This window comes from Nonomuraea thailandensis (genome assembly GCF_024172165.1).
GTDB lineage: Bacteria > Actinomycetota > Actinomycetes > Streptosporangiales > Streptosporangiaceae > Nonomuraea > Nonomuraea thailandensis.
Genome location: NZ_JAMZEB010000002.1, coordinates 479,318 through 503,822 on the forward strand (window position 1 = coordinate 479,318; position 24,505 = coordinate 503,822).

The window sequence follows — 24,505 nt, forward strand, 5'->3', positions numbered from 1 at the left end:
GCGGGACACCCCCCGCGAGGCGGCTCTTGCCTTCCCGGAGCGGCTCAGCCGGCGAACAGCCGGGCGACGAGCTCGCCACGGCTGGAGAGGCCCGCCTTGCCGAAGACGGCCTTGAGATGGCCCCTGACGGTGTGCGGGGAGATGAACAGCGCCGCGGCGATCTCCGAGGTGGCCAGCCCCTGCGCCACGAGCCGGGCGATCTCGAACTCGCGCGGCGTCAGACCGTACGACTGGGCGACGATGAGGGCCAGGTCGGCGGGGGCCGCCGGCTCGATGACGAGCACGACAGGGCCCGGCCGTCCCCCTGAGCCGCTCAGGGACGAGGCGCGGCAGCTCAGCCACCGCCCGTCGCGGGTGCGCAGGCGGATGCGGGCGTTGCCACGGTCGCGGCCCTGGGCGATGGCGCGCGCCTGGAGCGCCGTGCCGACCAGCCAGATCGGCAGCCGCACGCCGAGCGCCGACGGCGTGGACGGCCCGTCCGGCAGCGACGCCAGATGGGCACGCGCCTCCTCGTTGATCGAGGTGGCCTCGCCGTTCTCGTCGAACAGCAGCAGGCCCGGCGCCGCCTTGCTCTCTCCCACGTCCGGCTGGTGCGCGACGGCGAGACGGCGCAGCCGGTCGGCGAGCGGCGCGGACAGCTCCGCGAGCAGCGCGATGTCGTCCTGCCCGAACGCGGGAGCGCCGCGCATGCGGAACAGGCTGACCGAGCCCCACGGGCGGCCGCCGATCCGCAGCACGGCCCGCAACTCGTCGTCGATGCCCTTGCCGCCGAGCAGGTTGCGGAAGCGGGCGCTGCGGGCGGGCAGATCGCCGGTGGCCGCGCGCAGGCCCGCCACGGGCACGGCGGCGCGGGCCAGGTCGCGGAAGGGCAGCACGTTCTCCTCCAGGAGCTCGCTCTCCCAGTAGGCGCCGCAGCCCTCGCCCGAGCCGAGGTTCTGCACCAGCATGGGCGCGGTCACCAGGCCCGTCTCCGGGTCGGTCGCCGACCACACGGCGGCGTCGAACGGCACCAGCCGCCGCAGCCGGGCCGAGGCGCGGCCGAAGCAGTCGAGCGCGTCGGCCGCTCGCTCGGCCGCGGTCAGGACCTCGGCGTGGCGGTGCGGGCGGGTCATCGAGCCTCCTCAGGGCACCCCGGTTCCTCTTCGCGAGCCAGCCTGCCTGGACTGCCCTGTTTCGCCAACCCCCCGTCTGAGGGGGTCATTCCCCGGGGGACCGGCCGCGCGCGGGGGATGGGGCGGGGCCGCGACGCCCGCGAGGCTCGTACCGGTCACGTGGACGAGTACGAAGGAGAACGCCGTGCATATCGCGATCATCGGGGCGGGCGCCGCCACGGTCGGCCTGCTGGACGCGCTGGCCGTCAGCGAGGCGGAGGGGGCGGAGGTCACCGTGTTCGAGCCGGGCACGAACCTGTGGCGGGGCCGTCCCTACGGGCCGGACCTGGACAGCGTGCTGGTCAACGCGCCGCCCGCGATCATGTCCGTCCGGGGTTCCGACTCCGGGCACTACGCCGCCTGGCTGGGCCCCGAGCGTGCCGCCGCCCACCTGGACGAGCTGCTGGGGCAGCCACTGGTACCGCGTGCCCGCTACGGCGAGTACCTGGCCGAGACCGCCGAGGCCGCCCTGGCACGGCTGCGGGCCCGGGGCTGGCGGACCCGCGTCGTCGCCTCCCGCGTCACCGCGGTGGCCGGTGACGGGTCCCGGCTCCGGGTGGGCTCAGCGGACGGGCGGGAGCATCCGGCCGACCAGGTCGTGCTGTGCGTGGGCGTGGGGACGCCGCAGGACCACTACGGGCTGCGTGGCGCCCCCGGGTTCGCCGGCGATCCGTACCCGCTGGCGGGCACGCTCGGCGGCGTGCCGGGCGAGGCCGACGTGGCGGTGATCGGCAGCGGGCTGACGGCCGTGGACGTGGTCGTGTCGCTGGCCGCGCGCGGTCATGCCGGGCGGATCGCCCTCGTCTCCCGCAGCGGCATGCTGCCCGCCGTCTGGCAGCGCCCGCTCGGCCACCAGCGGCGGCACCTGACCGTCGAACGGGTGGAGGCGCTGCGGCGCGAGCGCGGCGCCGTCACCCTCGACGACCTGGCCGGGCAGCTGCGGGCCGAGCTGGAGGCGGCGGGCGAGGACCTCGCGCCCTTCACGCGGGAGCTGCTGTCGGCGGCGTCCGAGCCGCCCGTCGAGCGGCTGCGACGGCAGTTGGCCGCCGTCGGCGATCCCGCGATCGCGCGGCGGGCGCTGCAGGAGGCCGCCCACATCGTCGGCCCGCTCGCGTGGCGGCTGCTGCCCGAGCCCGACCGCGAGCGGCTGCGCCGCCACACCCGCCTGGCCACCGGCGTGGCCTCGCCGATGGTGCCGGTGAACGCCGCCGCCCTGCTGCGCCTGTTCGAGTCGGGGCAACTGTCCGTCGTCGCCGGCGTACGCAAGATCGAGGCGGCGCGGGGCGGGTTCCGGGTCCGGGGCGACGGCGGCGACCTGGACGTGGACGTCGCGGTCAACGCCGTGAACGCGCCGCCCCACGCCGTGCCCGGCGCGGCGGAACCGCTGGTCACCGCCCTGCTCGCGGAAGGCCGGGCGGCGCTGCACCCGACGGGCGGGCTGGTCCCCGCCGACCCCCGCCTGCACGTGCTGGGGGACCTGGCCGGAGGCGGGTCGTTCATCACCTCCAGCATCCCCGGCCTCGCCGCCCAGGCCGGCCGCCTCGCCGGCGCGCTGACCGGCTGACGGTGGGGTCCTCCCTACCGGCGTCGGGGGGTGGCCTTCATGGCCCCCGCCGGCGGGCGCGGCGAGACTGATCAAGAAGCCCGCCGACTGGAGGATCCCATGCGTGTGCAGGTGAACGGCACGTCGTTGTACGTCGACGTCGAGGGCGCCGCCCTGGAGCCCGACGGCTACACGATGCGCGAGAAACCGACCCTGCTGTTACTGCACGGCGGCCCCGGCCACGACCACACGATCTTCAAGCCCGCCTACCGGCAGCTCGCCGACCTGGCCCAGCTCGTCTATGTCGACCAGCGCGGCAACGGCCGCAGCCAGGGCTCCGACCCCGCCACCTGGAACCTCGACCAGTGGGGCGACGACGTACGCGCCCTGTGCGACACCCTCGGCATCGTCAAGCCGATCGTCCTCGGCTGGTCCTGGGGCGGCGCGGTGGCCATGAGCTACGCCTCCCGCCACCCCGGCCACCCGGCCGCGCTGATCCTGCAGAGCACCGTCGCCCGCTGGGACCTGGACCGGGTCGTCGAAGGCTTCCGCACCGAGGCGGGCGAGGAGGCGGCCACGGCCGCGAAGGCGTTCCTCACCGAGGGCACCCCCGAGACGTTCGCCGCCTTCGGCCGGCTCTGCGCCCCCGCCTACAGCCCGGACCCGGGCTTCCCCGCGGAGCCCGACATCCAGGCCATGGCCCGCATGATCCCCAACCCCGGGCTCACCATGAGCTTCATGTCCACCGCCCGGTTCGACCTGACCGCCCGCCTGGCCTCCGTCGGGTGCCCGGCGCTCGTCGTGGCCGGCTCCCGCGACCCGATCACCCCGCTGGGCGCGGCCACGGAGATCGTGCACGGCCTGCCGGGCGCGCGCCTGGAGGTGTTCGAACGCTCCGGCCACTTCATCCCGGACACCGAGGGCGAGCGCTTCTTCGCCCTGCTGCGCTCCTTCATCACCGGCGTGACGGCTCAGGCCACCCTGGCGGCGGGCGCCGACCAGGTGTCGCAGGCGGCGGGCGAGACGGTGGCGCCGCCGCGCTTGAACCAGTAGACCCGGCCGGCGCCCCTGCCGTGGCTGCGCCGGTCGCCGTCGTCGCCACCGGCGCGCACCGCCTCGTACAGGGCCGACCAGTCCTCGCCCGTACGCGCGAGCGAGGCGCGCACGCTGCCCATGAATACCCCGGCCAGGCAGTCGGCCTGCAGCTCGAAGCGGCGCCGCAACTCGCCGCGGGCGTGCGGCTCGGCCCGGTGGCGGGCCTCGTAGGAGCGGCGGACGCCGGTGAGGGTCTGCACGTGGTGGGCGTACTCGTGGGCGGCGACCTTGAACGGGTAGAGGTCGGTGCGGCCCTCGATCCAGCGGCCGGTCAGCGGGAACACCAGGGCCCTGGCGGGATGGCAGTAGAAGGCGTCCACGTCCGCCACAGGGACCCCGCACACCGTGCCGTCCTCGGCGTAGCGCACGGCCGGCCGCTCGAAACGCACTCCCGCCCGCGCGAGATACGCCGACCACGACTTGTTCAGGCATTTCACGACCGTGTCGAGGTACTCGCGGGTCCGCGGGATCCCGCCGGAGCTGAGCGGCGGCTCGGGGCACGCGGTGACGGCCAGCCTGCCGGCGCTCTTGGGGAACGGGGACGTGGCGGCGTGCGCGGGCTGGGAGGCCGGGGCTCCCAGGAGGAGCGCGGCGAGGACGAGGGGTGTGGATCGCACGGTTGGCAGCTTAGGGATGCGCGGGCTGTGACAGCATGGGAGACGCCACCCCGCGAACCGGTTTTTCGCCGGGCGGCGAACTTCTCAGATGCTGTCGGTGATCCAGTCCGTGACTTCGTGGACGATCTCGTCCGGTGCGATCCCGATCCTGGCCGTGAACCGGTGCGGCGACACGCTGCGCACGTGCTCCACCATGGCCCAGCTGGGCTTCTGCAGGCCCGTGCTCTCTGCCGGACGGCTCGCCCAGGTCAGCGAGCCAGATCTCGCCCTGGATCACCCTCATCTCTCTCCTCGGGAAACGTGATGAGCCCCTCCCACTCCGGTGCGGTGCGGGTGGAGCGTGGTGGTGGGCCTTGGACCAGCTCGGACTCGGCGAGGTAGTCGGCCCATGCTTGTGGATCTTCTCTGCGCGTCTGCTCCATCTGCTCCGCGACGTGCTGCCAGCGTTGTTTGCGCTCCATCTCGCGGATGGCCTGGTCGATGATCGCGGTCATGGGTTCACCTGCCTTCTTGGCCAGTGCCGCGATACGGTCCCGGGTTGCCGGAAACAATACAGCGCACCTTTCACTCTCAGGGTGGTTATGGCAACGCAGAGTAAAGGTGATTGACTCGTCCGCATGACAAATGCGGCATTGGTGCTGATTGTGGGCAGCCTGGCGGTTTTCGTGGGAGCCATCGTCCAAGGCGGCGTCGGCTTCGGGCTGGGCCTGGTCGCCGCGCCCGTGCTCACCATGCTGGCCCCCGACCTCATGCCGGGCACGATCCAGGTGGTCAACATGACGCTCCCGCTGTTCACCCTGGCCGTGGAATGGCGGCGGGTGGACTGGCGCGGCCTGGGCTTCGCGCTCCTCGGGAGGCTCCCCGGCAGCGCCATCGCCGCAGTCATCATTGTCTACGTATCCGTCTACACCCGAGGCATCTTCGTCGCCGTCATGGTGCTGATCGCCGTGGCGCTGACGGCCAGGGCGCTGAGCGTGCCGCGCAACGGGTACACGATCACCTCGGCCGGGTTCGTCTCCGGCATCACCGGCACCGCCACCGGCATCGGCGGGCCGCCCATCGCGCTCGTCTACCAGAACGCCAAGGGGCCCCAGATCAGGGCCACACTCGCGATGTTCTTCTTCCTGAGCGCCGCCCAGTCGCTGGTCATCCTCCAGATCGTGGGGGAGCTGCCCGGCCAGGCGCTGCTGACCGGGGGAGTGCTCATCGTCCCCATGGTGCTCGGGTTCCTGGTGTCGGGGCCGCTGCGGCGCTACCTCGACGGGGGCAAGGTGCGGGTGGCGGTGCTGACGGTGGCGGCGCTGTCCGCCGTGGGGCTGATCGCGCAGAACGTGATCACCGCCATGTGAGGCCCGGCGCGCCGCACCGCGCCGGGCCTCGGCGGGTCAGCTCACCGGCGTGTTCATGTCGGTCTGGATCTGCGCCGCCGTGAGGGCTCTGCCGTAGATGCGCACCTCGTCGATCTGGCCGCTGAACACCTGGTTCAGCAGGCCGTTGCCGCCGATCCTGAGCGAGCCGCCGTCCGTGCGGATCGGGCCTGTGACGGGCTGCTGCGCCACCTGCGTGCCGTTGACGTAGAGCCGCAGGAGCGAGCCGTCGTACGTGGCCGCCAGATGCGTCCACGTGTTGAGCGGGAGCGCGGCGGTGCCGGGCAGGTCGGCGGCGGCGGTGGTGTGGACGCGGGCGTGGGGCCGCTGGTCGGGCGCGCCGGCCGACAACGCGTACGCCAGGCCGCCCGAGTGCCGCTTCATGACCACGGTGCGCCAGCCACTGACGCTCGACGGGCGTACCCAAGCCTCCAGCGTCATGCCGGCGGTCAGCCGCAGCCCGGCGGAGTCCGGCACGTCGACCCAGCTCAGCAGGCCGTTGAAGGACAGCGCCCGGCCGTACCTGCCGCTTGAGGTGCGGCTCGTGCCGCTGGCCGTGCCGGTGTTGCCGTTGCCTGAGGAGTCGGTCACCGAGCTGCCCGAGGCCTCGTTCATGCCGTACGCGGCCACGAGCCCGCCCGCGGGCGGCACCAGCGTGTAGGCGGCCGTATACGTGCTCGCCGTCGCGGGCGCCACCACCTGGTGCGAGGCGGCCCCGCCGTCCGACCACGACGCGAACGCGTAGCTCTGGCCGCCCGCGCTCTGCGGCGACGGCGCCGAGACCGAGTTGCCGGAGCCGACGATCACCGTGCGCGTGAACGGCGTGGCCACCTGCTCGCTGTTGAAGCCCAGCCGCAGCCCGGACGGCGCGGAGGTGAACGTCAACTGCACGGTCCTGGGCTGCAGCAGCACGCTCTCGGTGTCGGTCAGCCCGTGGGCGTCGGTGACGGTCAGGCGCAGCTCCAGGTGCGAGGGGTACTCGTGGTCGGGAGCCTGGAACGAGCCGCTCGCGCCGGTGAACGTGGTGATCTCGTGCTCGTGGCAGGTGCTGGGGCAGTGGTGCATGATGAGCGCCCAGCGCATGCGCGTGCCGGGGATCGTGCCGTCCTGCGCGTCGCTCCCGCTCCCGGAGAAGGCGATCGACTGGCCCACCGCCCACGTGGTGGCCGCCGTGGGCGCGGTGACGGTGGCCGCGGGCGCGGTGTTGGCCACGTTGATCGTCACGGTGGCGTCGCCCTGGCCGCCGCGGTCGTCGCTGACCCGCAGCCGCACCACCGGGGAGCCGGGTTGCGTGTAGGTGAAGGACGGGGTGGCGGAGGTGGAGTCGTCGAGGTCGCCGTCGCCGTCCAGGTCCCAGGCGTACGTGAGGGGGTCGCCGTCGGCGTCGCCCGAGCGGGCGGCGGAGAAGCTCACCGTGAGCGGGGCGTCGCCGGAGGCGGGCGTGGCGTCGATGACGGCGGTGGGCGGGGTGTTGTCGTAGATGTAGCGGACGATCGCGCCGTTGGTGTAGTCGACGGCGAACAGGTCGCCGCCGGGGCCGATCTCCAGCTCCACCGCGGGGATGCCGGAGTCGAAACCGGCCACGGTGGCGGGGTCGGGCAGGCCGTTCGCGCCGGTGGTCATCACCCAGACGCACGAGCGGCTGTAGTCGGAGAAGAACAGCGCGCCGTCGTAGGCGGCCGGGTAGTCGCCGCCCTCGTAGAAGGCCACGCCGCTGGAGGACGAGCCGCCGGTCGGGCACGGGTCGTTCGGGGCGGGCCTCGCGTTGTGGTTCCAGGCGAAGTACGGGGTGGTGTGCGCGGCGGCGCCGGCCGTGTAGAGGCTCTCGCACAGGTTCAGGTTGAGGTTGTCGTAGCCAGCCTGGCGGCCGGCGCCCTCGTAGCAGGGCCAGCCGAAGTTGGGCACGGCGGTCGTGGGCGAGGCGACCCGGTTGATCTCCTCGAACGTGCTCCAGCCGACCTCGCCGGACCAGATCTCGCTCGTCCCCGGGCGGTTGGTGATGCGGAACGGGTTGCGCAGGCCGTGGGCGACGATCCTGGCGACGTTGGGGTCGGCGCTGCTCGCGTTGGGGTTCCCGGCCGCAGCAGCCCCCGTATCCGGATTTATCCGGATAACCGTGCCGGCCAGCCCGGCCGGGTCGGCGCCGGTGCGCACGTCCTGCGAGCGCAGCGCGCCGCCTTCGGCGGCGGGCGGGGTCAGCGCGGTGCCGACCGGGGACGGCGGGTCGCCGCACGGGTTGTCCGGGGTGATGTCGGAGGCGGGCAGGTTGTCCTGGCCGTAGTCGGCGAAGTTGAAGCTGGCTCCGTCGCCGCCGGAGGCGTACAGCGCGCCGTCGGGACCGAACTGCAGGTCGCCCACGGAGTGGCTGGGGTGCTGCTGGCACCAGTCGGTGATCAGCGGCGTCTCGGCCCCGGTGGGGGAGATCACCGACAGGCGGCCGGTGACCAGGCACCCGTCGGCGGTGGCGCCGGGCGGGGTCGGGCAGGGGTCGTCCGTGCCGCCAGGGGTGCCCCAGCGCGGGGCGGTGCCGCCGGGGACGGCGTCGTAGGCGTACAGGACGTACATGCGGGGATCGGACGGGAAGTCCGGGTGCAGCGCGAGGCCGAGCAGGCCGCGGTCCCAGAAGTTGTGCACCTGGGTGCGCAGGTCGGCGTACGTGGCCGGCGTGGTGTCGCTCAGCGAGTCGAAGACCTTGATCAGGCCGCTCTTCTCGGCCACGAACACCCGCCCGTCGGGCGAGAACTCGATGTTGGACGGGTGGTTCAGGCCGCTGAAGACCGTCTGTTTCTGGAACTGCGCGGGTAACGCCGCCGCGGGTGGAACGTTCCCGGCGATCAAGGCGGCGGAGATGAGCAGGATCGTGCCCAGGGCGCTGCAGAACCGCTTCACGGAACCCCCAGATGGGTAGGAACAGCGTCCCCGCACGCCGAATGGCCTCGATCGATGTATCGCAGATGACGGGGCGGTTTGTCACGAGTCGTGTCCGCATGTGGACGTCACCGATGCGAGCCCGCCCGCGTCGAGATCGCGGTGACCTCGACGCGGGCGCGTGGTCAGCCGCGCGAGACGACGGCCGTCACGTCGGAGACCCCGACGGTTCCGCCGCCGGGGGCGTCCTGGTACGCGCGGGAGTCCAGGGCGACGTGGCGGTTGTCATTCATGATCCAGAGCCGGCCCTGCGGGAGCCGCACCTCGAACGGCCGGTGGGAAGCGGGAGGCGAGGCCACGTACGGCTCGTCCAGCGCCTTGCCGTCGACCTCCAGCCGCCCGGCGGCGTCGCAGCACTTCACTGTGCCGCCCGGCGTGCCGATCACCCGTCCGACCCGGGCCGTACCCGCTGTGGTGCCGTTCCAGCCTTCGGGCGTGCGATAGACGATGATGTCGCCGCGGCGGGGAGCGTAGTCGCCGACGCGCCGGGTCTGGACGCTCGTCCCCTTCTTGATCGTCGGCTCCATGGACTCGGAGGAGATGGTGACGGTGTAGCCGAGGAGCCCGCAACCGGAGGCCGGGATCAGGAGCAGCGCGAGAGACAGCGCGCGTAACCGCGTACGGATCATTGCAGCATTGTCCACCGTTGGCCGGCGCTGATCGGCCGATGTGCCCCCATCGGGGGACAGGTCCGATCCCGGCCGGCCCTCACCTTGGCCCTTAGGAGTCGAGAAGGTTGAGGTGACGTTTCTGGATTGTTACCAGAAACAACAAACTAGCCGCCTCCACCCCCTTCCAATGTGGTCCGTCCCGGAATACGTTGCCGCAAACAACATTCATCCGGGCCCCTCCGGAAGAAAGGACCCTGCACCATGCGCAAGGGGATCCTCAGCCTGACCGCCGCGGCAGCCGCGCTCGCCCTCGGTCTCACCGCCTGCGGGGGCGACGGCGGTCAGACCACGACGTCGACGTCGACCGCCTCGGCCACGGACGCGGCCAAGGCCGGCAAGATCGGTGTCATCCTCCCGGACAGCAAGTCCTCCGCCCGGTGGGAGACGGCGGACCGCAAGTACCTGGAAGAGGCGTTCAAGGCCGCCGGCGTCCAGTACGACATCCAGAACGCCCAGAACGACAAGACGGCGTTCCAGACCATCGCCGACCAGATGATCACCAACGGCGCGACCGTCCTGATGATCGTGAACCTGGACAGCGGCACCGGCAAGACGGTCATCGACAAGGCCAAGTCCCAGGGCGTGGCCACGATCGACTACGACCGGCTGACGCTCGGCGGCGGCGCCGCCTACTACGTCAGCTTCGACAACACCAAGGTGGGCACGCTCCAGGGCGAGGGCCTGAGCAAGTGCCTGACCGACAAGAAGGCCGACAAGCCCATCGTGGCCTACCTGAACGGCTCGCCGACGGACAACAACGCGACGCTGTTCAAGGCCGGCTACGACGGCGTGCTCAAGCCCAAGTTCGACGCCGGCGAGTACGTCAAGGGCCCCGAGCAGTCGGTGCCCGACTGGGACAACACCCAGGCCGGAACGCTCTTCGAGCAGATGCTGACCGAGCAGCCGAAGATCGCCGGGGTGCTGGCCGCCAACGACGGCCTCGGCAACGCCGCCATCACCGTGCTGAAGAAGAACAACCTCAACGGCAAGGTGCCCGTCACCGGCCAGGACGCGACCGTCCAGGGCCTGCAGAACATCCTCGCGGGTGACCAGTGCATGACGGTCTACAAGGCGGTCAAGAAGGAGGCCGACGCGGCGGCCAAGCTCGCCGTCGCGCTGGCCAAGGGTGAGAAGCCCACGGCGAGCAGCAGCGTCAAGGACCCGGAGACGGGTCAGGACGTGCCCGCCGAGCTGATGGACCCGCAGGCCATCTACGCCGACAACGTCAAGGACGTGGTGGCCGACGGTTACGTCACCAAGGAGGAACTGTGCACGGGTGACTTCGCCGCCAAGTGCACCGAGGCAGGAATTCAATAACACCGAGGGGTACGGCCCGCGCCACGAGCGGGGGCCGTGCCCTCGTTTTAGGGAGCCCCATGACCCCCCTCCTTGAAGTGCGTGGGATCGACAAGAGCTTCGGCCCGGTGAAGGTCCTGCACAACGTCGAGCTCTCCGCGTACCCCGGTGAGGTCACCGCCCTCGTCGGCGACAACGGCGCCGGCAAGTCCACGCTGGTCAAGTGCATCGGCGGCATCTACCCGATCGACTCGGGCCAGCTGCTCTTCGACGGCAAAGAGGTCCACGTGCACAGCCCCCGCGACGCGGGCGAGCTGGGCATCGAGATCGTCTACCAGGACCTCGCCCTGTGCGACAACCTCGACATCGTCCAGAACATGTTCCTCGGCAGGGAGCGCAAGAACGGCGTCTTCCTCGACGAGGACAGCATGGAGGAGCTGGCGGAGAAGACCCTCAGCGGCCTGTCCGTCCGCACGGTGAAATCCATCAGGCAGCAGGTCTCCAGCCTGTCCGGCGGGCAGCGGCAGACCGTGGCCATCGCCAAGGCCGTGCTGTGGAACAGCAAGGTCGTCATCCTCGACGAGCCCACCGCGGCGCTGGGCGTGGCCCAGACCGCGCAGGTGCTGGAGCTGGTGCGCAGGCTCGCCGACACCGGTTTGGCCGTGGTGCTCATCTCGCACAACATGAACGACGTGTTCGCCGTCTCCGACCGGATCGCGGCGCTCTACCTCGGCAGGATGGCCGCCCAGGTCAAGACCGCCGACGTGACGCACGCGCAGGTCGTCGAACTGATCACTTCCGGCCGCAGCGGCGAACTGGGCCTCAAGAACGGGGTCACCCCATGAACAAGGTCAAGGAACTGCCCGGCGAGGCCATCGTCGCCGCGGCGCAGGCACCCTCGATCAAGAACAGCTTCCTCGCCTACGTCCAGCGGGTGCGCGGCGGCGACATGGGCGCGCTGCCCGCCGTGCTCGGCCTGGTCGTGCTCTGCGTGGTCTTCGCCGTGGCCCGGCCCTCCTTCGTCACCGCGATCAACTTCGCCAACCTGTTCACGCAGGGCGCCGCCGTCACGCTCATCGCGATGGGCCTGGTGTTCGTGCTGCTGCTCGGCGAGATCGACCTGTCGGCCGGCTTCGCCAGCGGCGTCTGCGCGGCCGTCCTCGCCGTCACGCTGACCAGCGCGGGCCTGCCCTGGTACGTCTGCATGGCGGCCGCCATCCTCACCGGCGTGATCATCGGCACCGTGCTCGGCACGCTGGTCGCCAAGGTCGGCATCCCGTCGTTCGTGGTCACGCTGGCCGCCTTCCTCGCCTTCCAGGGCCTGGTGCTGGTGCTGGTGGACGAGGGCACGAACATCTCCATCCGCGACAGCGTCGTCGTCGCCATCGCCAACAGGAACCTGCCGCCGTGGCTCGGCTGGGCGCTCTACCTGCTCTGCGTGGCGATCTTCGCCGCCGTGCAGCTCAGGAGGGCCAGGAACCGCACCAAGCGCGGCCTGGTCGCCGACCCGCTCTCGCTGATCGCCTTCCGCGTCGGCATGCTGGCGCTGTTCGCCGGCCTCGCGGTCGCCGCGCTCAACCTGGAGCGCAGCCGCAACCCCGCGCTGGTCTCGCTCACCGGCGTGCCGATCGTGGTGCCGGTGATCCTGGTGCTGCTCGTCGCGTGGACGCTGGTGCTGCGCCGCACCGGGTTCGGCCGTCATCTGTACGCGGTCGGCGGCAACACCGAGGCGGCCAGGCGAGCCGGCATCCCGGTGGACCGGATCAAGATCAGCGCCTTCGTGATCTGCTCCTCGATGGCCGCCGTCGGCGGCATCGTGGCCGCCTCGCGGGCCAGCTCCGTCGACCCGAACACGGGCGGCAGCTCCGTCCTGCTGTACGCGGTCGGCGCGGCGGTCATCGGCGGCACCAGCCTCTTCGGCGGCAAGGGCAGGGTGCTCGACGCCGTGCTCGGCGGCGCCGTGGTGGCCGTGATCGAGAACGGCATGGGTCTGATGGGGTACGGGGCGAGCGTGAAGTACCTGGTCACGGGTTCCGTCCTGCTGCTCGCCGCGGGTGTCGACGCCCTGGCGCGCAAGCGGGCGGCTGCCGCTGGTCTAAGGTGATCAGCGACTCACAGCCCCTGAAGGAACCCCAGACGATGCGTGCCGGCCCCTCCCAAGAGGACATCAGGCGCCACAACCTCGGCGCGCTGCTTCGCCATGTCCACCTGGGCGGGCCGATCTCGCGCGCCGAGCTGACCTCGAGGATGGGGCTCAACCGCAGCACGATCATGGCCCTGACGTCGGATCTCACCGCCGCGGGCCTGGTACGCGAGGAGCTGCCGCGCGAGACGGGCCGCGCGGGCCGGCCCTCGCTCGTGGTGCGCCCGGAGTCGGCGCGGGTCTACGTCTTCGCCTTCGACGTGGGCCCCGACCGGCTGGCGGTCGCCCGCGTCGGGCTGGGCGGGGTGATACTCGACCGGCGCGAGACCGTACGCGACCGCGGCCGGTTCGAGGTGGACGAGCTGACCGGCACGCTGGCCGGGTTCGCCCGGCAGATGCGCCGCAAGACCAGGGACGACACGGTCTGCGTCGGCGCTGCCGCGGCCGTGTCCGGCGGCGTGCGCAAGGCCGACGGCGTGGTCACGTTCGGGCCCAACCTGAAGGCCGAGGAGGTGCCGTTCGGCGAGGAGCTGGGCCGTCGGCTCGGCCTCGGCCTGCCCGTCAGCGTGGGCAACGACGCCAACCTGGCCGCCCTGGCCGAGCACAGCCGCGGTGTCGGCGTCGCCGTACGCGACCTCATCTACTTGCACGGGGACGTCGGCATCGGCGGCGGCATCATCGCCGCGGGACACCTGCTCGGCGGCCACGACGGCTACGGTGGTGAGGTCGGCCACATGGTGGTCAACCCGGGCGGGCGCGCCTGCGCCTGCGGCTCGCACGGCTGCCTGGAGGCGGAGGTGGGGGAGCGGGCCCTGCTGGAGTCGGCGGGCCGGGTCTCGGCCGGTCACCAGGGCCGCGACGCGGTGCGCGCCGTCGTGGACGCGGCCGACCGCGGAGACATCGTGGCCCAGGAAGGGCTCAGCCGCGTCGGCGACTGGCTGGGCCTCGGCGTCGCGAACCTGGTCAACATCTTCAACCCCGAGATGGTGATCTTCGGGGGGATGTTGCGGGAGATCTACCTGGGCTCGGCCGCCCAGGTCCGCTCGCAGCTCACGCTGCACGCCATGGCGCCCCAGCGGGAGCGCGTACGGCTGCGCACCTCGGCGCTCGGGGACGCCGCGACCCTGGTGGGCGCCGCCGAGCTGGCCTTCGCCCACGTGTTGTCCGACCCCTTGGAAGTCCTGGCCCGCGCCAACGCCTGACCCCGCTCAGGTGATCTTGTTCTTGCTCGCCGTCCACGTGTTGCAGAACCCCGCGGCCCCGCCCCGGTACCCACGGTCCTGCCAGCGCGCCAGGTTGCGCGGCTTGCCGTGGACGTCGCTCTCGTCGGCGTTGCGCACCGCCGACAGCCAGTCCTGCCACGAGATCCCCGGCCTGATCGACTTCAGCGTCGCGCTGTAGAACACCCCGGCGAAGCACTCGGCCTGCATCTCCAGCCGGTGGCTCAGCAGCCTGCGCGCCCCCTCCGGGGCCGGCTCGTACAGTGCGGCCTGCGCGGTCAGCACCCCGATGAGCTGCTGCACGTGATGACCCCACTCGTGCGCGACCGAGTGCGCGATGTTCATCCTGAACGGGTCCCGCAGGTCATGCTTCATGATCCGGATGACGATCGTCCGGTGGTCGGGGCAGTACTGCGCCCCGCTGCTGGTGATCGCCCCGCACACCGAGTCGCCGCCCGTGGTGATCGTCACCTCGGGCGAGCTGTACGGCAGCCCCGCCGCGGCGAACCTGCCCGCCCAGAACGTGTCGGCGCAGGCGGCCATCGCCTGGTGGAAGGACCTGAGCGAGGCCACGCTCCCCACGCGGATCGCCGGGACCGCGCACTTCTGCGGCACCACCTCGCCGCCCATCGCGCCCATCAGGCCGGCCTGGCCGACCCGTCCCGCCGCGGCGGCCGGTGCGGGAACGAGGAGACCCGCGACCATGCACACGGCGAACGCCGTGAGGGGAATGCGCACGATCGCGGATCTTAGACCTTCTTGTGCGGTTTTGCCTTAGTGCACCTTGCTCTTGGGTGCGCTGAAGGTGTTGCAGGCGCTGGCCGACTGGGCCTTGAAGCCCCTCTCCAGCCACAGCTTGTTGCTGGCGTGGCTGCCGTGGGTCTCCTCGGAGCCACTGCGGGCGCCCAGGGCGGCGACCGCGTTGTGGTGTCCCTTGAGCAGGATGCTCCAGTCGGTGTCGGCGCGGCCGAGCGAGTTCCACACGCGGCCGACGAACGCCGCGCTCAGGCACTGGGCCTGCAGCTCGGAGCGGCGCAGAGCCTCCAGCGCACGCGACTTGCTGTCCTTACGCATGATCACGTCGGTGGCCTTGAGGATGCCGGTGAGCTGCTGGACGTGGTGGCCGTATTCGTGAGCGAGCGTCTGCATCAGCGCGAGGTCCGTCGGCTCCTCGATCACGTTGTCGCTCAGCAGGAAGTACATCGACTTTTCCTTGGGGCAGTAGACCGCCTGGGCGCCCCACGGGAACCGCCCGCAATTCCCGATCTTCGTGCCCTCCTTGGTCACCACGGTGAGCTTCGGCGCGCTGAAGCGGTAGCCCGCCTTCTTGACCATGGGGGACCACGCCTTGCTCAGGCAGTCCATCACGGCCTGGAAGTAGTACTCGGCCTCTTCGACCGTCCCGTTCTGGACCTGCGGCTCCTCGCACGCCGTCACGCCCAGCTTGCCCGTCTTGTAGAGGGCGTTCTTCGTCAGGACCGGCTTGTACGACGGGGCCGAAGAGGCGGCCGCGGGGGCCGTGCCGGCGAACAGCACGCCGGCCATAGCGCCCGCCATGAGCGCCAATCGAGGGATACGCATGGGAACGCACCCTATTAAAGAGGGAGTTCCAGGTAAAGCGGGACTAAAGAGCCATCAGGTGACATTTCGCGGATTTGCGGCCCAGGTGTTGCACGCGCCGGGAGCGCCGCGATCGAACCCGCGGGTCATCCAGGACGCCTGCGTGGGGCCCCTTCCGTGGTCGTTCTGCGGCCAGCCCCTGGCGCCGTTCTTCTTGAACCAGTTCACCGTGTACGCCCAGTCATCCTGAGTGACCAGAGGCGTGCCCTTCATCGTGCTCATGAAGACCGCGGAGAAGCACTCGGCCTGCAACTCGGAATTGCGCGACAACTGCAGCCGCTTGGCCTTGCCGGCGGTGCTGCGCGCGGTCCAGTAGTAACTCCACACCCCGGAGACCTGCTGGACGTGATGGCCGTACTCGTGGGCGACCAGCCGGGTGATCCCCAGCGGGAACGGGTTGCGCAGCTGCGCCTTGCTGATCATCAGGTACATCGTGCGGTCGGTGGAGCAGTAGACCCCGTCCGCCCCGGTGTTCCAGGCTCCGCAGGGCGTCCTGACCTTGCTGGTGATGATCCGCAGCCGCGGCTTGCTGAAGGGCATGCCCGCCTTGCGGAACTGCGCCCCCCACGCCTTGTTCAGGCAGGCCGTCACACGCGTCAGGAAGCGCCGGTAGGCCACCATGCTCCCGGCGGGCAGGTCGCCGGGCGAGCAGTTCACGTCGGTGAGCCGCCCGGTCTTGTACAGGGGGTTGGCCACGGCCAGCTTCCTGGACGCCAGGCCCGTCCCCGTCTTCTCTCTGGAGACCTTCGCGGGCGGCGAGGCGTACTGCTGGGCCTCGTTGACGGGGTCCGTGGACGTCGTGGCCACGTCCGCCAGCACCATCACCAGGGCGGCCGCGGCGAGGACGAGTGCCAGCACGGCGGCCACGAGGGTCAGGAGTCTGCTTTTGGGGACGGAGTTCATAGGTACCGAAAGACTAGGTCAAGATCGGACATATGTGGGTGGATTTGACTCGATGGAGTCAGTGGGGCCTTCGCGAACTAGACTCGGGGGGATCGGCGCAAAAGAGCAGAGGGGAGACGCATCCGTGAGCGGGTTGCTGGGCTCGATCAAGGGACCGCAGGACGTCAAACGGCTCAGTGTCGAGGAGTTGCCGCGGCTGGCGGGGGAGATCCGCGACGTGCTCGTCGACTCGTGCGCCAGGTTCGGCGGTCACCTCGGCCCCAACCTCGGTGTGGTGGAGCTCACCATCGCGGTGCACCGCGTCTTCGACTCGCCGCACGACCCCGTGATCTGGGACACCGGTCACCAGGCGTACGTGCACAAGATCCTCACCGGCAGGGCGGCCGGCTTCGCCGCGCTCAAGCAGGAGGGCGGCCTGTCGGGTTACCCGAGCCAGGCCGAGTCCGAGCACGACTTCGTCGAGAACTCCCATGCCTCGACCGCGCTGTCCTACGCCGACGGCCTGGCCAAGGCGTTCAAGCTGCGCCGCGAGCACGACCGCACGGCCGTCGCGATCATCGGCGACGGCGCGCTGACCGGCGGCATGGCCTGGGAGGCGCTCAACAACATCGCGGCGTTCAAGGACCTGCCGCTCGTCATCGTGGTCAACGACAACGGCCGCTCCTACTCGCCGACGATCGGCGGCCTGGCCTCCCATCTGTCCTCGCTGCGGGTCAACCGCCGCTACGAGGACATGCTCGACTTCGTCAAGGACAAGATCGGGAACGTTCCCGTCCTGTACGACGCGCTGCACGGCTTCAAGAAGGGTGTCAAGGACGTCCTGTCGCCGCAGGTGATGTTCGAGGACCTCGGCCTCAAGTACGTCGGCCCCATCGACGGCCACGACGAGCAGGCCATGGAGGCGGCGCTGCGCCAGGCCCGCGACTTCCGCGGCCCGGTCATCGTGCACGCCCTCACCCAGAAGGGCCGCGGCTACACCCCGGCGGAGAACCACGACGAGGACCAGTTCCACTCGCCCGGCGCCTTCGACCGGGCCACCGGCGCGGAGAAGCCCAAGGGCCGCATCTGGACCAACGTCTTCAGCGAGGAGCTCGTCCGGCTCGGCAAGGAGCGCGAGGACCTCGTCGCGATCACCGCCGCGATGCTCCACCCGACCGGCCTCAACGCCTTCGCCGAGGCCTACCCCGAGCGCATCTACGACGTCGGCATCGCCGAGCAGCACGCGCTGACCAGCGCCGCCGGGCTCGCGCTGGGCGGCCTGCACCCGGTCGTGGCCGTCTACGCCACCTTCCTCAACCGCGCCTTCGACCAGCTCCTCATGGACGTCGCCCTGCACCGCCTGCCGGTCACCGTGGTGCTCGACCGGGCGGGCGTCACGGGCGACGACGGCGCCAGCCACAACGGCATGTGGGACCTGTCGATCCTCCAGGTCGTGCCTGGGCTGCGGATCGCGGTGCCGCGCGACGGAGACCGCCTCACGGAGCTGCTGGGCGAGGCCGTGGCGGTCACCGACGGCCCCACCGTGCTGCGCTTCCCCAAGGGCCCGGTCGCCGAGGCGATCGAGCCGGTCGGCAAGCTGGGCGAGATGGACGTTCTGCGGGCCGCCGACGGCGATCCGGGCGTGCTGCTGGTCGGCGTGGGCCCGATGGCCCAGGTCTGCATGGACGCGGCCGTCCTGCTCGACGCGCAGGGCATCTCGGCCACCGTCGTGGACCCGCGCTGGGTCAAGCCGCTGGACGAGGCGCTGGTGCTGGCCGCGAGCGCCCACAAGCTGGTCGCGGTCGTGGAGGACAACGGCCGCGTCGGCGGCGTGGGCGACGCCGTGGCCCGGCTGCTGCGCGACGGCGACGTCGACGTGCCCGTACGCACCTTCGGCATCCCGCAGCAGTTCCTCGACCACGCCAAGCGGGCCGCGATCCTCGGCAAGGTCGGCCTGACCGGCCAGGACCTCGCCCGCCAGATCACCGAGGCGGTCGCGAAGCGGACCTCCTCCGTGGAGCCCGCCCGCCGCTGACGACCCTGCGGGCCGCGGCGGTGATCCCGATCACGACGACCACCGCCGCGGCCACGACCGGCAGCAGCCACTCCGCGTGCCGCCGCGCCACCTCTCCGGCCAGCGCGCCGAGCGTCACGTACGTGCTCACCCAGGCGGCGCTGCCCAGCATCGCCCACGGCATGAACCTGCGGTACGGCATGCCCACCGTGCCCGCCACGGCCGGCGTCAGCGCGTGCAGCACCGGCAGGAAGTACGCCAGCGCCAGCGCCCACCCGTTGCGCTCGAACAACCGCTCCGCGCTCGCCCACCGGCGCTCCCCGACGCGCCGCCCCAGCCTGCCGTGCCGCAGCCGCGAGCCGTAGCGCCGGCCGAGCCAGTGACCGCCCGAGGCGCCCGCGAAGCAGGCCACCAGGCCCGCCCCGATCAGGGCCAGCGCCTCGCCCGCGCTGTCGGCCGTGGCGCCCGCCACGAGCAGCAGCCCGTCGCCCGGCGTGACGAGGCCGATCCCGACCGAGGCGTCCAGCGTCAGGAAGACCAGCAACAGTGGTAGCACCACTTCGAGGTCTTGCCCGGCCAGGGCGTCGAGCAGATCGTTGAGCATAGCCTCAGCCTGCTACCCGGATCGCGCGACACCACCGGGATCGTCCCCGATCCCACCCTGATCCGGGCATGATCACTCCTGGCGTGGGAAGGATCACCGAGCGTGGACATCTTTCGCACGAAGAGCGTCGAGCAGTCGATCCGCGACACCGAAGCGCCCGAGCACCAGCTCCGCAAACGCCTGACCGCCACGGACCTGACGGTCTTCGGCATCGGCGTGATCGTCGGCACCGGGATCTTCGTGCTCACGGGTCAGGTGGCCAAGGAGATGGCGGGCCCGGCGGTGGCGGTCTCGTTCGTCGTGGCGGGCATCGTGTGCGGGCTCGCGGCGCTGTGCTACGCCGAGTTCGCCTCCACGATCCCGGTCGCGGGCTCGGCCTACACCTTCTCCTTCGCCACGCTGGGCGAGTTCCCCGCCTGGATCATCGGCTGGGACCTGTTCCTGGAGCTGGCGCTGGCCGCAGCCGTGGTGGCGGCCGGCTGGTCGGGGTACTTCGCCTCCCTGCTGGCCTCCATCGGCATGGAGCTGCCCGCCTCCATCGCCGGTGAGGATCCGGTGGTGAACGTGCCCGCCATCCTCATCGTGCTGCTGCTCACCTCGGTCCTGGTGGCGGGGATCAAGGTGTCCTCGCGGGTGAACCTGGTCCTGGTGATCACCAAGATCGCGGTGGTGCTGCTGGTCATCGTGGCGGGGCTGTTCTTCGTCAAGGCCGCCAACTACACGCCGTTCATCCCCGAGGCGACGTCCACGGCGCGGGTGGAGGGGCTGAAGGCGCCGCTCATCCAGCTCATCTTCGGCATCACGCCGGTGGCCTTCGGCGTGATCGGCATCTTCTCCGCCGCGGCGATCGTGTTCTTCGCCTTCATCGGCTTCGACATCGTGGCCACCGCCGCCGAGGAGACGATCAACCCGCAGCGCGACGTGCCGCGCGGCATCATCGGCTCGCTGGCCATCTGCACCGTCCTGTACGTCGCCGTCTCCCTGGTGGTCGTCGGCATGCAGCGCTACAGCGAGCTGAGCACGGCCGCCCCGCTCTCCGACGCCTTCATCTCGGTGGGACACGCCTGGCTGGCGACGATCATCAGCGTGGGCGCGATCGCGGGCCTGACGACCGTGGTGCTCGTGCTGCTGCTGGGCCAGACCCGTGTGCTGTTCGCGATGGGCCGCGACGGGCTGCTGCCGCGCTGGCTGGCGAAGGTCGACCCGCACTACGGCACGCCGGCCAGGCTGACCGTGCTGATCGGGCTCGTGACGATGGTGCTGGCCGGGTTCGTGTCGTTCGGGGAGCTGGCCGAGCTGGTCAACATCGGCACGCTGTTCGCGTTCGTGGTCGTCTCGATCGGGGTGGTCGTCCTGCGGCGGACGCGGCCCGACCTGCCACGGGTGTTCAAGGCGCCGCTGGTGCCGTTCCTGCCGATCGTGTCCGTGCTGGCCTGCCTCTACCTGATGCTGAACCTGCCGGCGCAGACGTGGCTGCGCTTCCTCGTCTGGATGCTCATCGGCCTGGTCGTCTACTTCGGCTTCGGCTACTGGAACAGCAGGCAGGCCTTCTCCCGGCAGAAGGCCCGCCGCTGACCGCACGGGGATGCTCAGAGGGCGGTGACGGAGCCGGTCATGGCCCGCATCTGGCATTCGTTGGCGAAGAACTTCGCCCAGCGCACGCTCCTGCCGTACCAGGTGCCCGCGATGGCGACCGCGTGCGGCTTGATCTCCTGGGTGCACGAGGCCTTCGGGCTGACGTTGAGCTGTGACGGCTCGCCCTTCACCTGCCGCAGCAGGCGGCAGGCGGCCTGCGCCTCGGGGTGGGTGCCGCCGGCGGGCGCGCAGTGGAGCCAGACCGACTTCACCGGCCCGCCCTTCATCCCGTCAACGATCTTGAGCTTGGCCTTCGGGGGCGGCGCGGCCTGGGCGGGCGAGGAGGCGCCCGCCAGGAGGGCGGCGCAGAGCGCGAGGGCGCCGGCTGCCTTCATCATGGTTACTCTCCGTTCGTAGGACGGCACCAAAGGCTACGACGGAGTGCGTGCGCAGGTGAGGAGGTCCGGTCAGGACCTCCTCAAAGAGTGCGCAAAGTCAGGCGGGGACGGACGCCACGCCGGATGCGAGGAAACGCGGCTGCGCGATGCCCGACCTGTCCAGGTACGGCGTGATGCCGCCCAGGTGGAACGGCCAGCCGGCGCCCAGGATCATGCACAGGTCGATGTCCTGCGGCGCGGCCACCACGCCCTCCTCCAGCATGATCCGGATCTCCCTGGCCAGCGCCTTCAGCACGCGCTCGCGCACCTGCTCGGCGGTGGACGGGGAGGCGCCGCCCTCGAACAGGGCCACCGCCTCGGGGTCGAGCGTGAAGTCCGGCCGGTAGACGCCGGGCTTGCCCGACTCGACCAGCTTCGCCATGTTCTCCGAGACGCCGAAGCGGTCGGGGAACGCCTCGTGCAGCGTCTCGGCCACGTGCAGGCCGACCGCCGGGCCGACGAGCTGCAGCAGCGCGAACGGCGTCATCGGCAGCCCGAGCCCGTCGAGCGCGTGCTCGGCCGTCTCCAGCGGCGTGCCCTCGTCCACGGCCGCCACGACCTCGCCCATGAAGCAGGTCAGCAGCCGGTTGACCACGAACGCCGGAGCGTCCTTGACCAGCACCGACGACTTCTTCAGCGACCTGCCCACCGCGAACGCCGTGGCCAGCGTGGCGTCGTCGGTCGAGGCGCCCCTGATGACCTCCAGCAGCGGCATGACGGCGACCGGGTTGAAGAAGTGGAACCCGACCAGCCGCTCGGGGCGGGCCAGGCCCGAGCCCATCTCGGTGAGCGAGAGCGAGGAGGTGTTGGTGGCCAGCACGCACTCCGCCGAGACCACGGCCTCGACCTCGGCGAACACCTGCTTCTTGACCGCCATGTCCTCGAACACGGCCTCGATCACGAAGTCGGCGTCGGCGAAGGCGTCCTTGGTCAGCGAGCCGGTCACCAGCGCCTTGAGCCGGTTGGCCTGGTCCTGCGACACGCGGCCCTTGGCGAGCAGTTTGTCCGCCTCGGCGTGCACGTACCCGACGCCCTTGTCCAGCCGGGCCCGGTCGAGGTCGGTGAGCACGACCGGCACCTCCAGGCGGCGCGCGAACAGCAGCGCCATCTGCGAGGCCATCAGGCCCGCGCCCACCACGCCGACCTTGGTGACCTTGCGGGCCAGCGACTTGTCCGGCGCGCCCGCGGGCCGCTTGGCGCGGCGCTGCACCAGGTCGAAGGAGTAGAGCCCGGCCCGCAGCTCGTCGCCCATGAGCAGGTCGGCGAGCGCCTCGTCCTCGGCCGCGAAGCCCTCGTCGCGGGTGGCGGTCTCGGCCTGCGCGATCAGGTCCAGCGCCCGGTACGGGGCCGGCGTGGCGCCGCGCAGCTTCATGTCCACCAGGAAGCGGGCGTCGGCGACGGCCTTGTCCCAGCCGTCGTGCTCCTCGCGCGCCACGGCGACCTCGCCGTTGACCACGCGGGCGGCCCAGCGCAGCGACTCCTCCAGGAAGTCGGCGGGCTCGAACATCGCGTCGGCGACGCCCAGCTCGTACGCGTCCCTGCCCTTGATCATGCGGTTGTTGGACAGCGGGTTCTCGATGATGAGCTTGACCGCGTTCGCCGGGCCGATCAGGCGCGGCAGCAACTGCGTGCCGCCCCAGCCCGGCACCAGGCCGAGGAAGCACTCCGGCAGCGCCACCGCGGGCACGCCCGACGAGATGGTCCGGTACGTGCAGTGCAGCGCGATCTCCAGCCCGCCGCCCATGGCCGCGCCGTTGACGAACGCGAACGACGGGACCGGCAGCTCGCCCAGCCTGCGGAAGACGTGGTGGCCGAGCGCGCCGATGGCCAGCGCCTCCTCGCGCGAGGTCACGGAGGCCGCGCCCTTGAGGTCGGCGCCGACGGCGAAGATGAACGGCTTGCCGGTCACGCCCACCGCGGCCAGGTCGGTGCGCGCGGCGATCTCCGACAGCGCCCCGTTCAGCGCGAACAGGCCGTGCGGCCCGAACGTGTTGGGCTTGGTGTGGTCGAAGCCGTTGTCCAGCGTGATCAGCGCCATCGTGCCCGCCCCGTGGGGGAGCTGCACGTCGCGCACCAGCGCCTTGGTGACGACCTCGTCCGTGTTGCGCTCGCTCAGCAGCGCGCGCCAGGTCTCGATGTTGCTCATGCCAGGTTCTCCCAGATCACGGTGCCGCCCATGCCCATGCCGACGCACATCGTGGTGATGCCGTAACGCACGTCGGGACGCTCGCCGAACTGCCGGGCGAGCTGCGTCATCAGCCGCACGCCGGAGGAGGCGAGCGGGTGCCCGTAGGCGATGGCGCCGCCGTAGGCGTTGACGCGGGCGTCGTCGTCGGCGAGGCCGAAGTGCTCCAGGAACGCCAGCACCTGCACGGCGAACGCCTCGTTGATCTCGAACAGCCCGATGTCGGAGATGCCGAGGCCCGCCAGGCGCAGGGCCTTCTCGGTGGACGGGATCGGGCCGACGCCCATGACCTCGGGGTCCACGCCCGCGAAGGCGTACGACACCAGGCGCATCTTCGGTGCCAGGCCCAGCTCCTCGGCGACCTCCGCGGCGGCCACGACGCAGCCGGTGGCGCCGTCGTTGATGCCGGAGGAGTTGCCCGCCGTGACGTGGCCGTGCGGGCGGAACGGCGTCTTGAGCCCGCTCAGCCCCTCCATCGTGGTGCCCGGCCTGGGCGCCTCGTCCTCGACGGCCAGGCCCCAGCCCTTCTCCGCCGTCCTGATCGCGGTCGGCACCAGGTCGGGCTGGATCTTGCCGTCGGCGTAGGCCTTGGCGGCCTTCTCCTGCGAGAGCACCGCGTACGCGTCGGCGCGCTGCTTGCTGATCGTCGGGTAGCGGTCGTGCAGGTTCTCCGCCGTCATGCCCATGACCAGCGCGCTCGGGTCGACCAGCTTCTCCGACAGGAAACGCGGGTTCGGGTCGACGCCCTCGCCCATCGGGTGGCGGCCCATGTGCTCGACGCCGCCGGCGATGGCGACGTCGTACGCGCCGAACGCGATGCCGCCCGCGACCGTGGTGACCGCGGTCATCGCGCCCGCGCACATCCGGTCGATGGCGTAGCCGGGCACGGTCTTGGGCAGCCCGGCCAGCACGGCGGCCGAGCGGCCGATGGTCAGGCCCTGGTCGCCGATCTGCGTGGTCGCGGCGATGGCCACCTCGTCCACGCGCTCGGGCGGCAGGTTGGGGTTACGCCGGACGAGCTCGCGGATGACGCGGACGACCAGGTCGTCCGCGCGGGTCTCCGCGTACAGTCCCTTCGGCCCTGACCTGCCGAAAGGCGTGCGTACGCCGTCGACGAACACGACGTCACGAGAGGAAGGCACGGATTCGCTCCTCGT

Annotated in this window: 22 protein-coding genes; 9 read left to right on the top strand and 13 right to left on the bottom strand. The window is 71.3% G+C overall.

The features are described 5' to 3' along the window. Positions 1-44: 44 nt before the first annotated feature. Complete coding sequence (locus HD597_RS06270) at positions 45-1,112, bottom strand: helix-turn-helix transcriptional regulator (protein WP_253740771.1); 1,068 nt, start codon at positions 1,110-1,112, stop codon at positions 45-47. 184 nt (positions 1,113-1,296) lie between these two features. Between HD597_RS06270 and HD597_RS06275 the strand changes: the two genes are divergently transcribed. Then, entirely contained in the window at positions 1,297-2,715 is a 1,419-nt protein-coding gene (locus tag HD597_RS06275) for an FAD/NAD(P)-binding protein (RefSeq protein WP_253740772.1), read from the top strand. A 99-nt stretch (positions 2,716-2,814) separates the two neighbouring features. Then, positions 2,815-3,747, top strand: a complete 933-nt coding sequence (locus HD597_RS06280) for an alpha/beta fold hydrolase (protein WP_253740773.1) — start codon at positions 2,815-2,817, stop codon at positions 3,745-3,747. Here the strand turns inward: HD597_RS06280 and HD597_RS06285 are convergent. From HD597_RS06285 to HD597_RS06295, 3 genes are all read right to left on the bottom strand, one after another. Next, the gene (locus HD597_RS06285; protein WP_253740774.1) at positions 3,666-4,406 is read right to left on the bottom strand and encodes a neutral zinc metallopeptidase; all 741 of its coding nucleotides are present in this window, start codon (positions 4,404-4,406) and stop codon (positions 3,666-3,668) included. The genes HD597_RS06280 and HD597_RS06285 overlap by 82 nt on opposite strands. Positions 4,407-4,490: 84 nt before the next feature. Further along, the gene (locus HD597_RS06290) at positions 4,491-4,658 is read right to left on the bottom strand and encodes a type II toxin-antitoxin system PemK/MazF family toxin (RefSeq protein ID WP_308210956.1); all 168 of its coding nucleotides are present in this window, start codon (positions 4,656-4,658) and stop codon (positions 4,491-4,493) included. Beyond that, positions 4,655-4,900, bottom strand: a complete 246-nt coding sequence (locus HD597_RS06295) for a hypothetical protein (protein ID WP_253740776.1) — start codon at positions 4,898-4,900, stop codon at positions 4,655-4,657. Before HD597_RS06295 ends, HD597_RS06290 begins: the two co-directional genes overlap by 4 nt. 171 nt (positions 4,901-5,071) lie before the next feature. Between HD597_RS06295 and HD597_RS06300 the strand changes: the two genes are divergently transcribed. Beyond that, on the top strand, positions 5,072-5,755 hold the full coding sequence (locus tag HD597_RS06300; RefSeq protein WP_253740777.1) for a sulfite exporter TauE/SafE family protein: 684 nt from the start codon (positions 5,072-5,074) through the stop codon (positions 5,753-5,755). A 36-nt stretch (positions 5,756-5,791) separates the two neighbouring features. On the opposite strand, the gene HD597_RS06305 is transcribed toward HD597_RS06300, so the two are convergent. Both HD597_RS06305 and lepB read right to left on the bottom strand, forming a co-directional pair. Beyond that, positions 5,792-8,662 carry a LamG-like jellyroll fold domain-containing protein gene (locus HD597_RS06305; protein ID WP_253740778.1) on the bottom strand — a complete coding sequence of 957 codons (2,871 nt, stop codon included), beginning with the start codon at positions 8,660-8,662 and terminating at the stop codon, positions 5,792-5,794. Between the two features lie 164 nt (positions 8,663-8,826). Beyond that, on the bottom strand, positions 8,827-9,330 hold the full coding sequence (lepB, locus tag HD597_RS06310) for a signal peptidase I (protein WP_253740779.1): 504 nt from the start codon (positions 9,328-9,330) through the stop codon (positions 8,827-8,829). Between the two features lie 243 nt (positions 9,331-9,573). On the opposite strand from lepB, the gene HD597_RS06315 reads away from it, so the two are divergent. From HD597_RS06315 to HD597_RS06330, 4 genes are read left to right on the top strand one after another with little or no spacing between them, the layout of a single operon-like run. After that, complete coding sequence (locus HD597_RS06315) at positions 9,574-10,689, top strand: sugar ABC transporter substrate-binding protein (protein WP_253740780.1); 1,116 nt, start codon at positions 9,574-9,576, stop codon at positions 10,687-10,689. 59 nt (positions 10,690-10,748) lie between these two features. Beyond that, entirely contained in the window at positions 10,749-11,513 is a 765-nt protein-coding gene (locus tag HD597_RS06320) for an ATP-binding cassette domain-containing protein (protein WP_253740781.1), read from the top strand. Further along, complete coding sequence (locus HD597_RS06325; protein ID WP_253740782.1) at positions 11,510-12,772, top strand: sugar ABC transporter permease; 1,263 nt, start codon at positions 11,510-11,512, stop codon at positions 12,770-12,772. The genes HD597_RS06320 and HD597_RS06325 overlap by 4 nt, the downstream gene beginning before the upstream one ends. Positions 12,773-12,807: 35 nt before the next feature. Continuing rightward, positions 12,808-14,013 carry an ROK family transcriptional regulator gene (locus HD597_RS06330; RefSeq protein ID WP_253740783.1) on the top strand — a complete coding sequence of 402 codons (1,206 nt, stop codon included), beginning with the start codon at positions 12,808-12,810 and terminating at the stop codon, positions 14,011-14,013. A 6-nt stretch (positions 14,014-14,019) separates the two neighbouring features. On the opposite strand, the gene HD597_RS06335 is transcribed toward HD597_RS06330, so the two are convergent. From HD597_RS06335 to HD597_RS06345, 3 genes are read right to left on the bottom strand one after another with little or no spacing between them, the layout of a single operon-like run. Beyond that, the gene (locus HD597_RS06335) at positions 14,020-14,769 is read right to left on the bottom strand and encodes a neutral zinc metallopeptidase (RefSeq protein ID WP_253740784.1); all 750 of its coding nucleotides are present in this window, start codon (positions 14,767-14,769) and stop codon (positions 14,020-14,022) included. Positions 14,770-14,805: 36 nt separating this feature from the next. Beyond that, complete coding sequence (locus HD597_RS06340) at positions 14,806-15,612, bottom strand: neutral zinc metallopeptidase (protein WP_253740785.1); 807 nt, start codon at positions 15,610-15,612, stop codon at positions 14,806-14,808. 54 nt (positions 15,613-15,666) lie between these two features. Beyond that, positions 15,667-16,554, bottom strand: a complete 888-nt coding sequence (locus HD597_RS06345) for a neutral zinc metallopeptidase (protein ID WP_253740786.1) — start codon at positions 16,552-16,554, stop codon at positions 15,667-15,669. Positions 16,555-16,687: 133 nt separating this feature from the next. Between HD597_RS06345 and dxs the strand changes: the two genes are divergently transcribed. After that, entirely contained in the window at positions 16,688-18,568 is a 1,881-nt protein-coding gene (dxs, locus tag HD597_RS06350) for a 1-deoxy-D-xylulose-5-phosphate synthase (RefSeq protein WP_253759253.1), read from the top strand. On the opposite strand, the gene HD597_RS06355 is transcribed toward dxs, so the two are convergent. After that, entirely contained in the window at positions 18,516-19,151 is a 636-nt protein-coding gene (locus HD597_RS06355; protein WP_253740787.1) for a DedA family protein, read from the bottom strand. The genes dxs and HD597_RS06355 overlap by 53 nt on opposite strands. Before the next feature lie 102 nt (positions 19,152-19,253). On the opposite strand from HD597_RS06355, the gene HD597_RS06360 reads away from it, so the two are divergent. Next, a complete protein-coding gene (locus HD597_RS06360) occupies positions 19,254-20,726 on the top strand; it encodes an amino acid permease (RefSeq protein ID WP_253740788.1) in 1,473 nt (490 codons plus the stop codon). Positions 20,727-20,740: 14 nt separating this feature from the next. Here the strand turns inward: HD597_RS06360 and HD597_RS06365 are convergent, their stop codons facing one another. The 3 genes from HD597_RS06365 to HD597_RS06375 all read right to left on the bottom strand — a co-directional run bounded on the left by HD597_RS06365 (position 20,741) and on the right by HD597_RS06375 (position 24,469). After that, entirely contained in the window at positions 20,741-21,124 is a 384-nt protein-coding gene (locus HD597_RS06365) for an SSI family serine proteinase inhibitor (RefSeq protein WP_253740789.1), read from the bottom strand. 97 nt (positions 21,125-21,221) lie between these two features. After that, positions 21,222-23,309 carry a 3-hydroxyacyl-CoA dehydrogenase NAD-binding domain-containing protein gene (locus HD597_RS06370; protein ID WP_253740790.1) on the bottom strand — a complete coding sequence of 696 codons (2,088 nt, stop codon included), beginning with the start codon at positions 23,307-23,309 and terminating at the stop codon, positions 21,222-21,224. Then, positions 23,306-24,469 (bottom strand): thiolase family protein, encoded by a 1,164-nt coding sequence (locus HD597_RS06375; RefSeq protein ID WP_253759255.1) that lies wholly within the window; start codon positions 24,467-24,469, stop codon positions 23,306-23,308. The genes HD597_RS06370 and HD597_RS06375 overlap by 4 nt, the downstream gene beginning before the upstream one ends. Between the last annotated feature and the right edge of the window lie 36 nt (positions 24,470-24,505).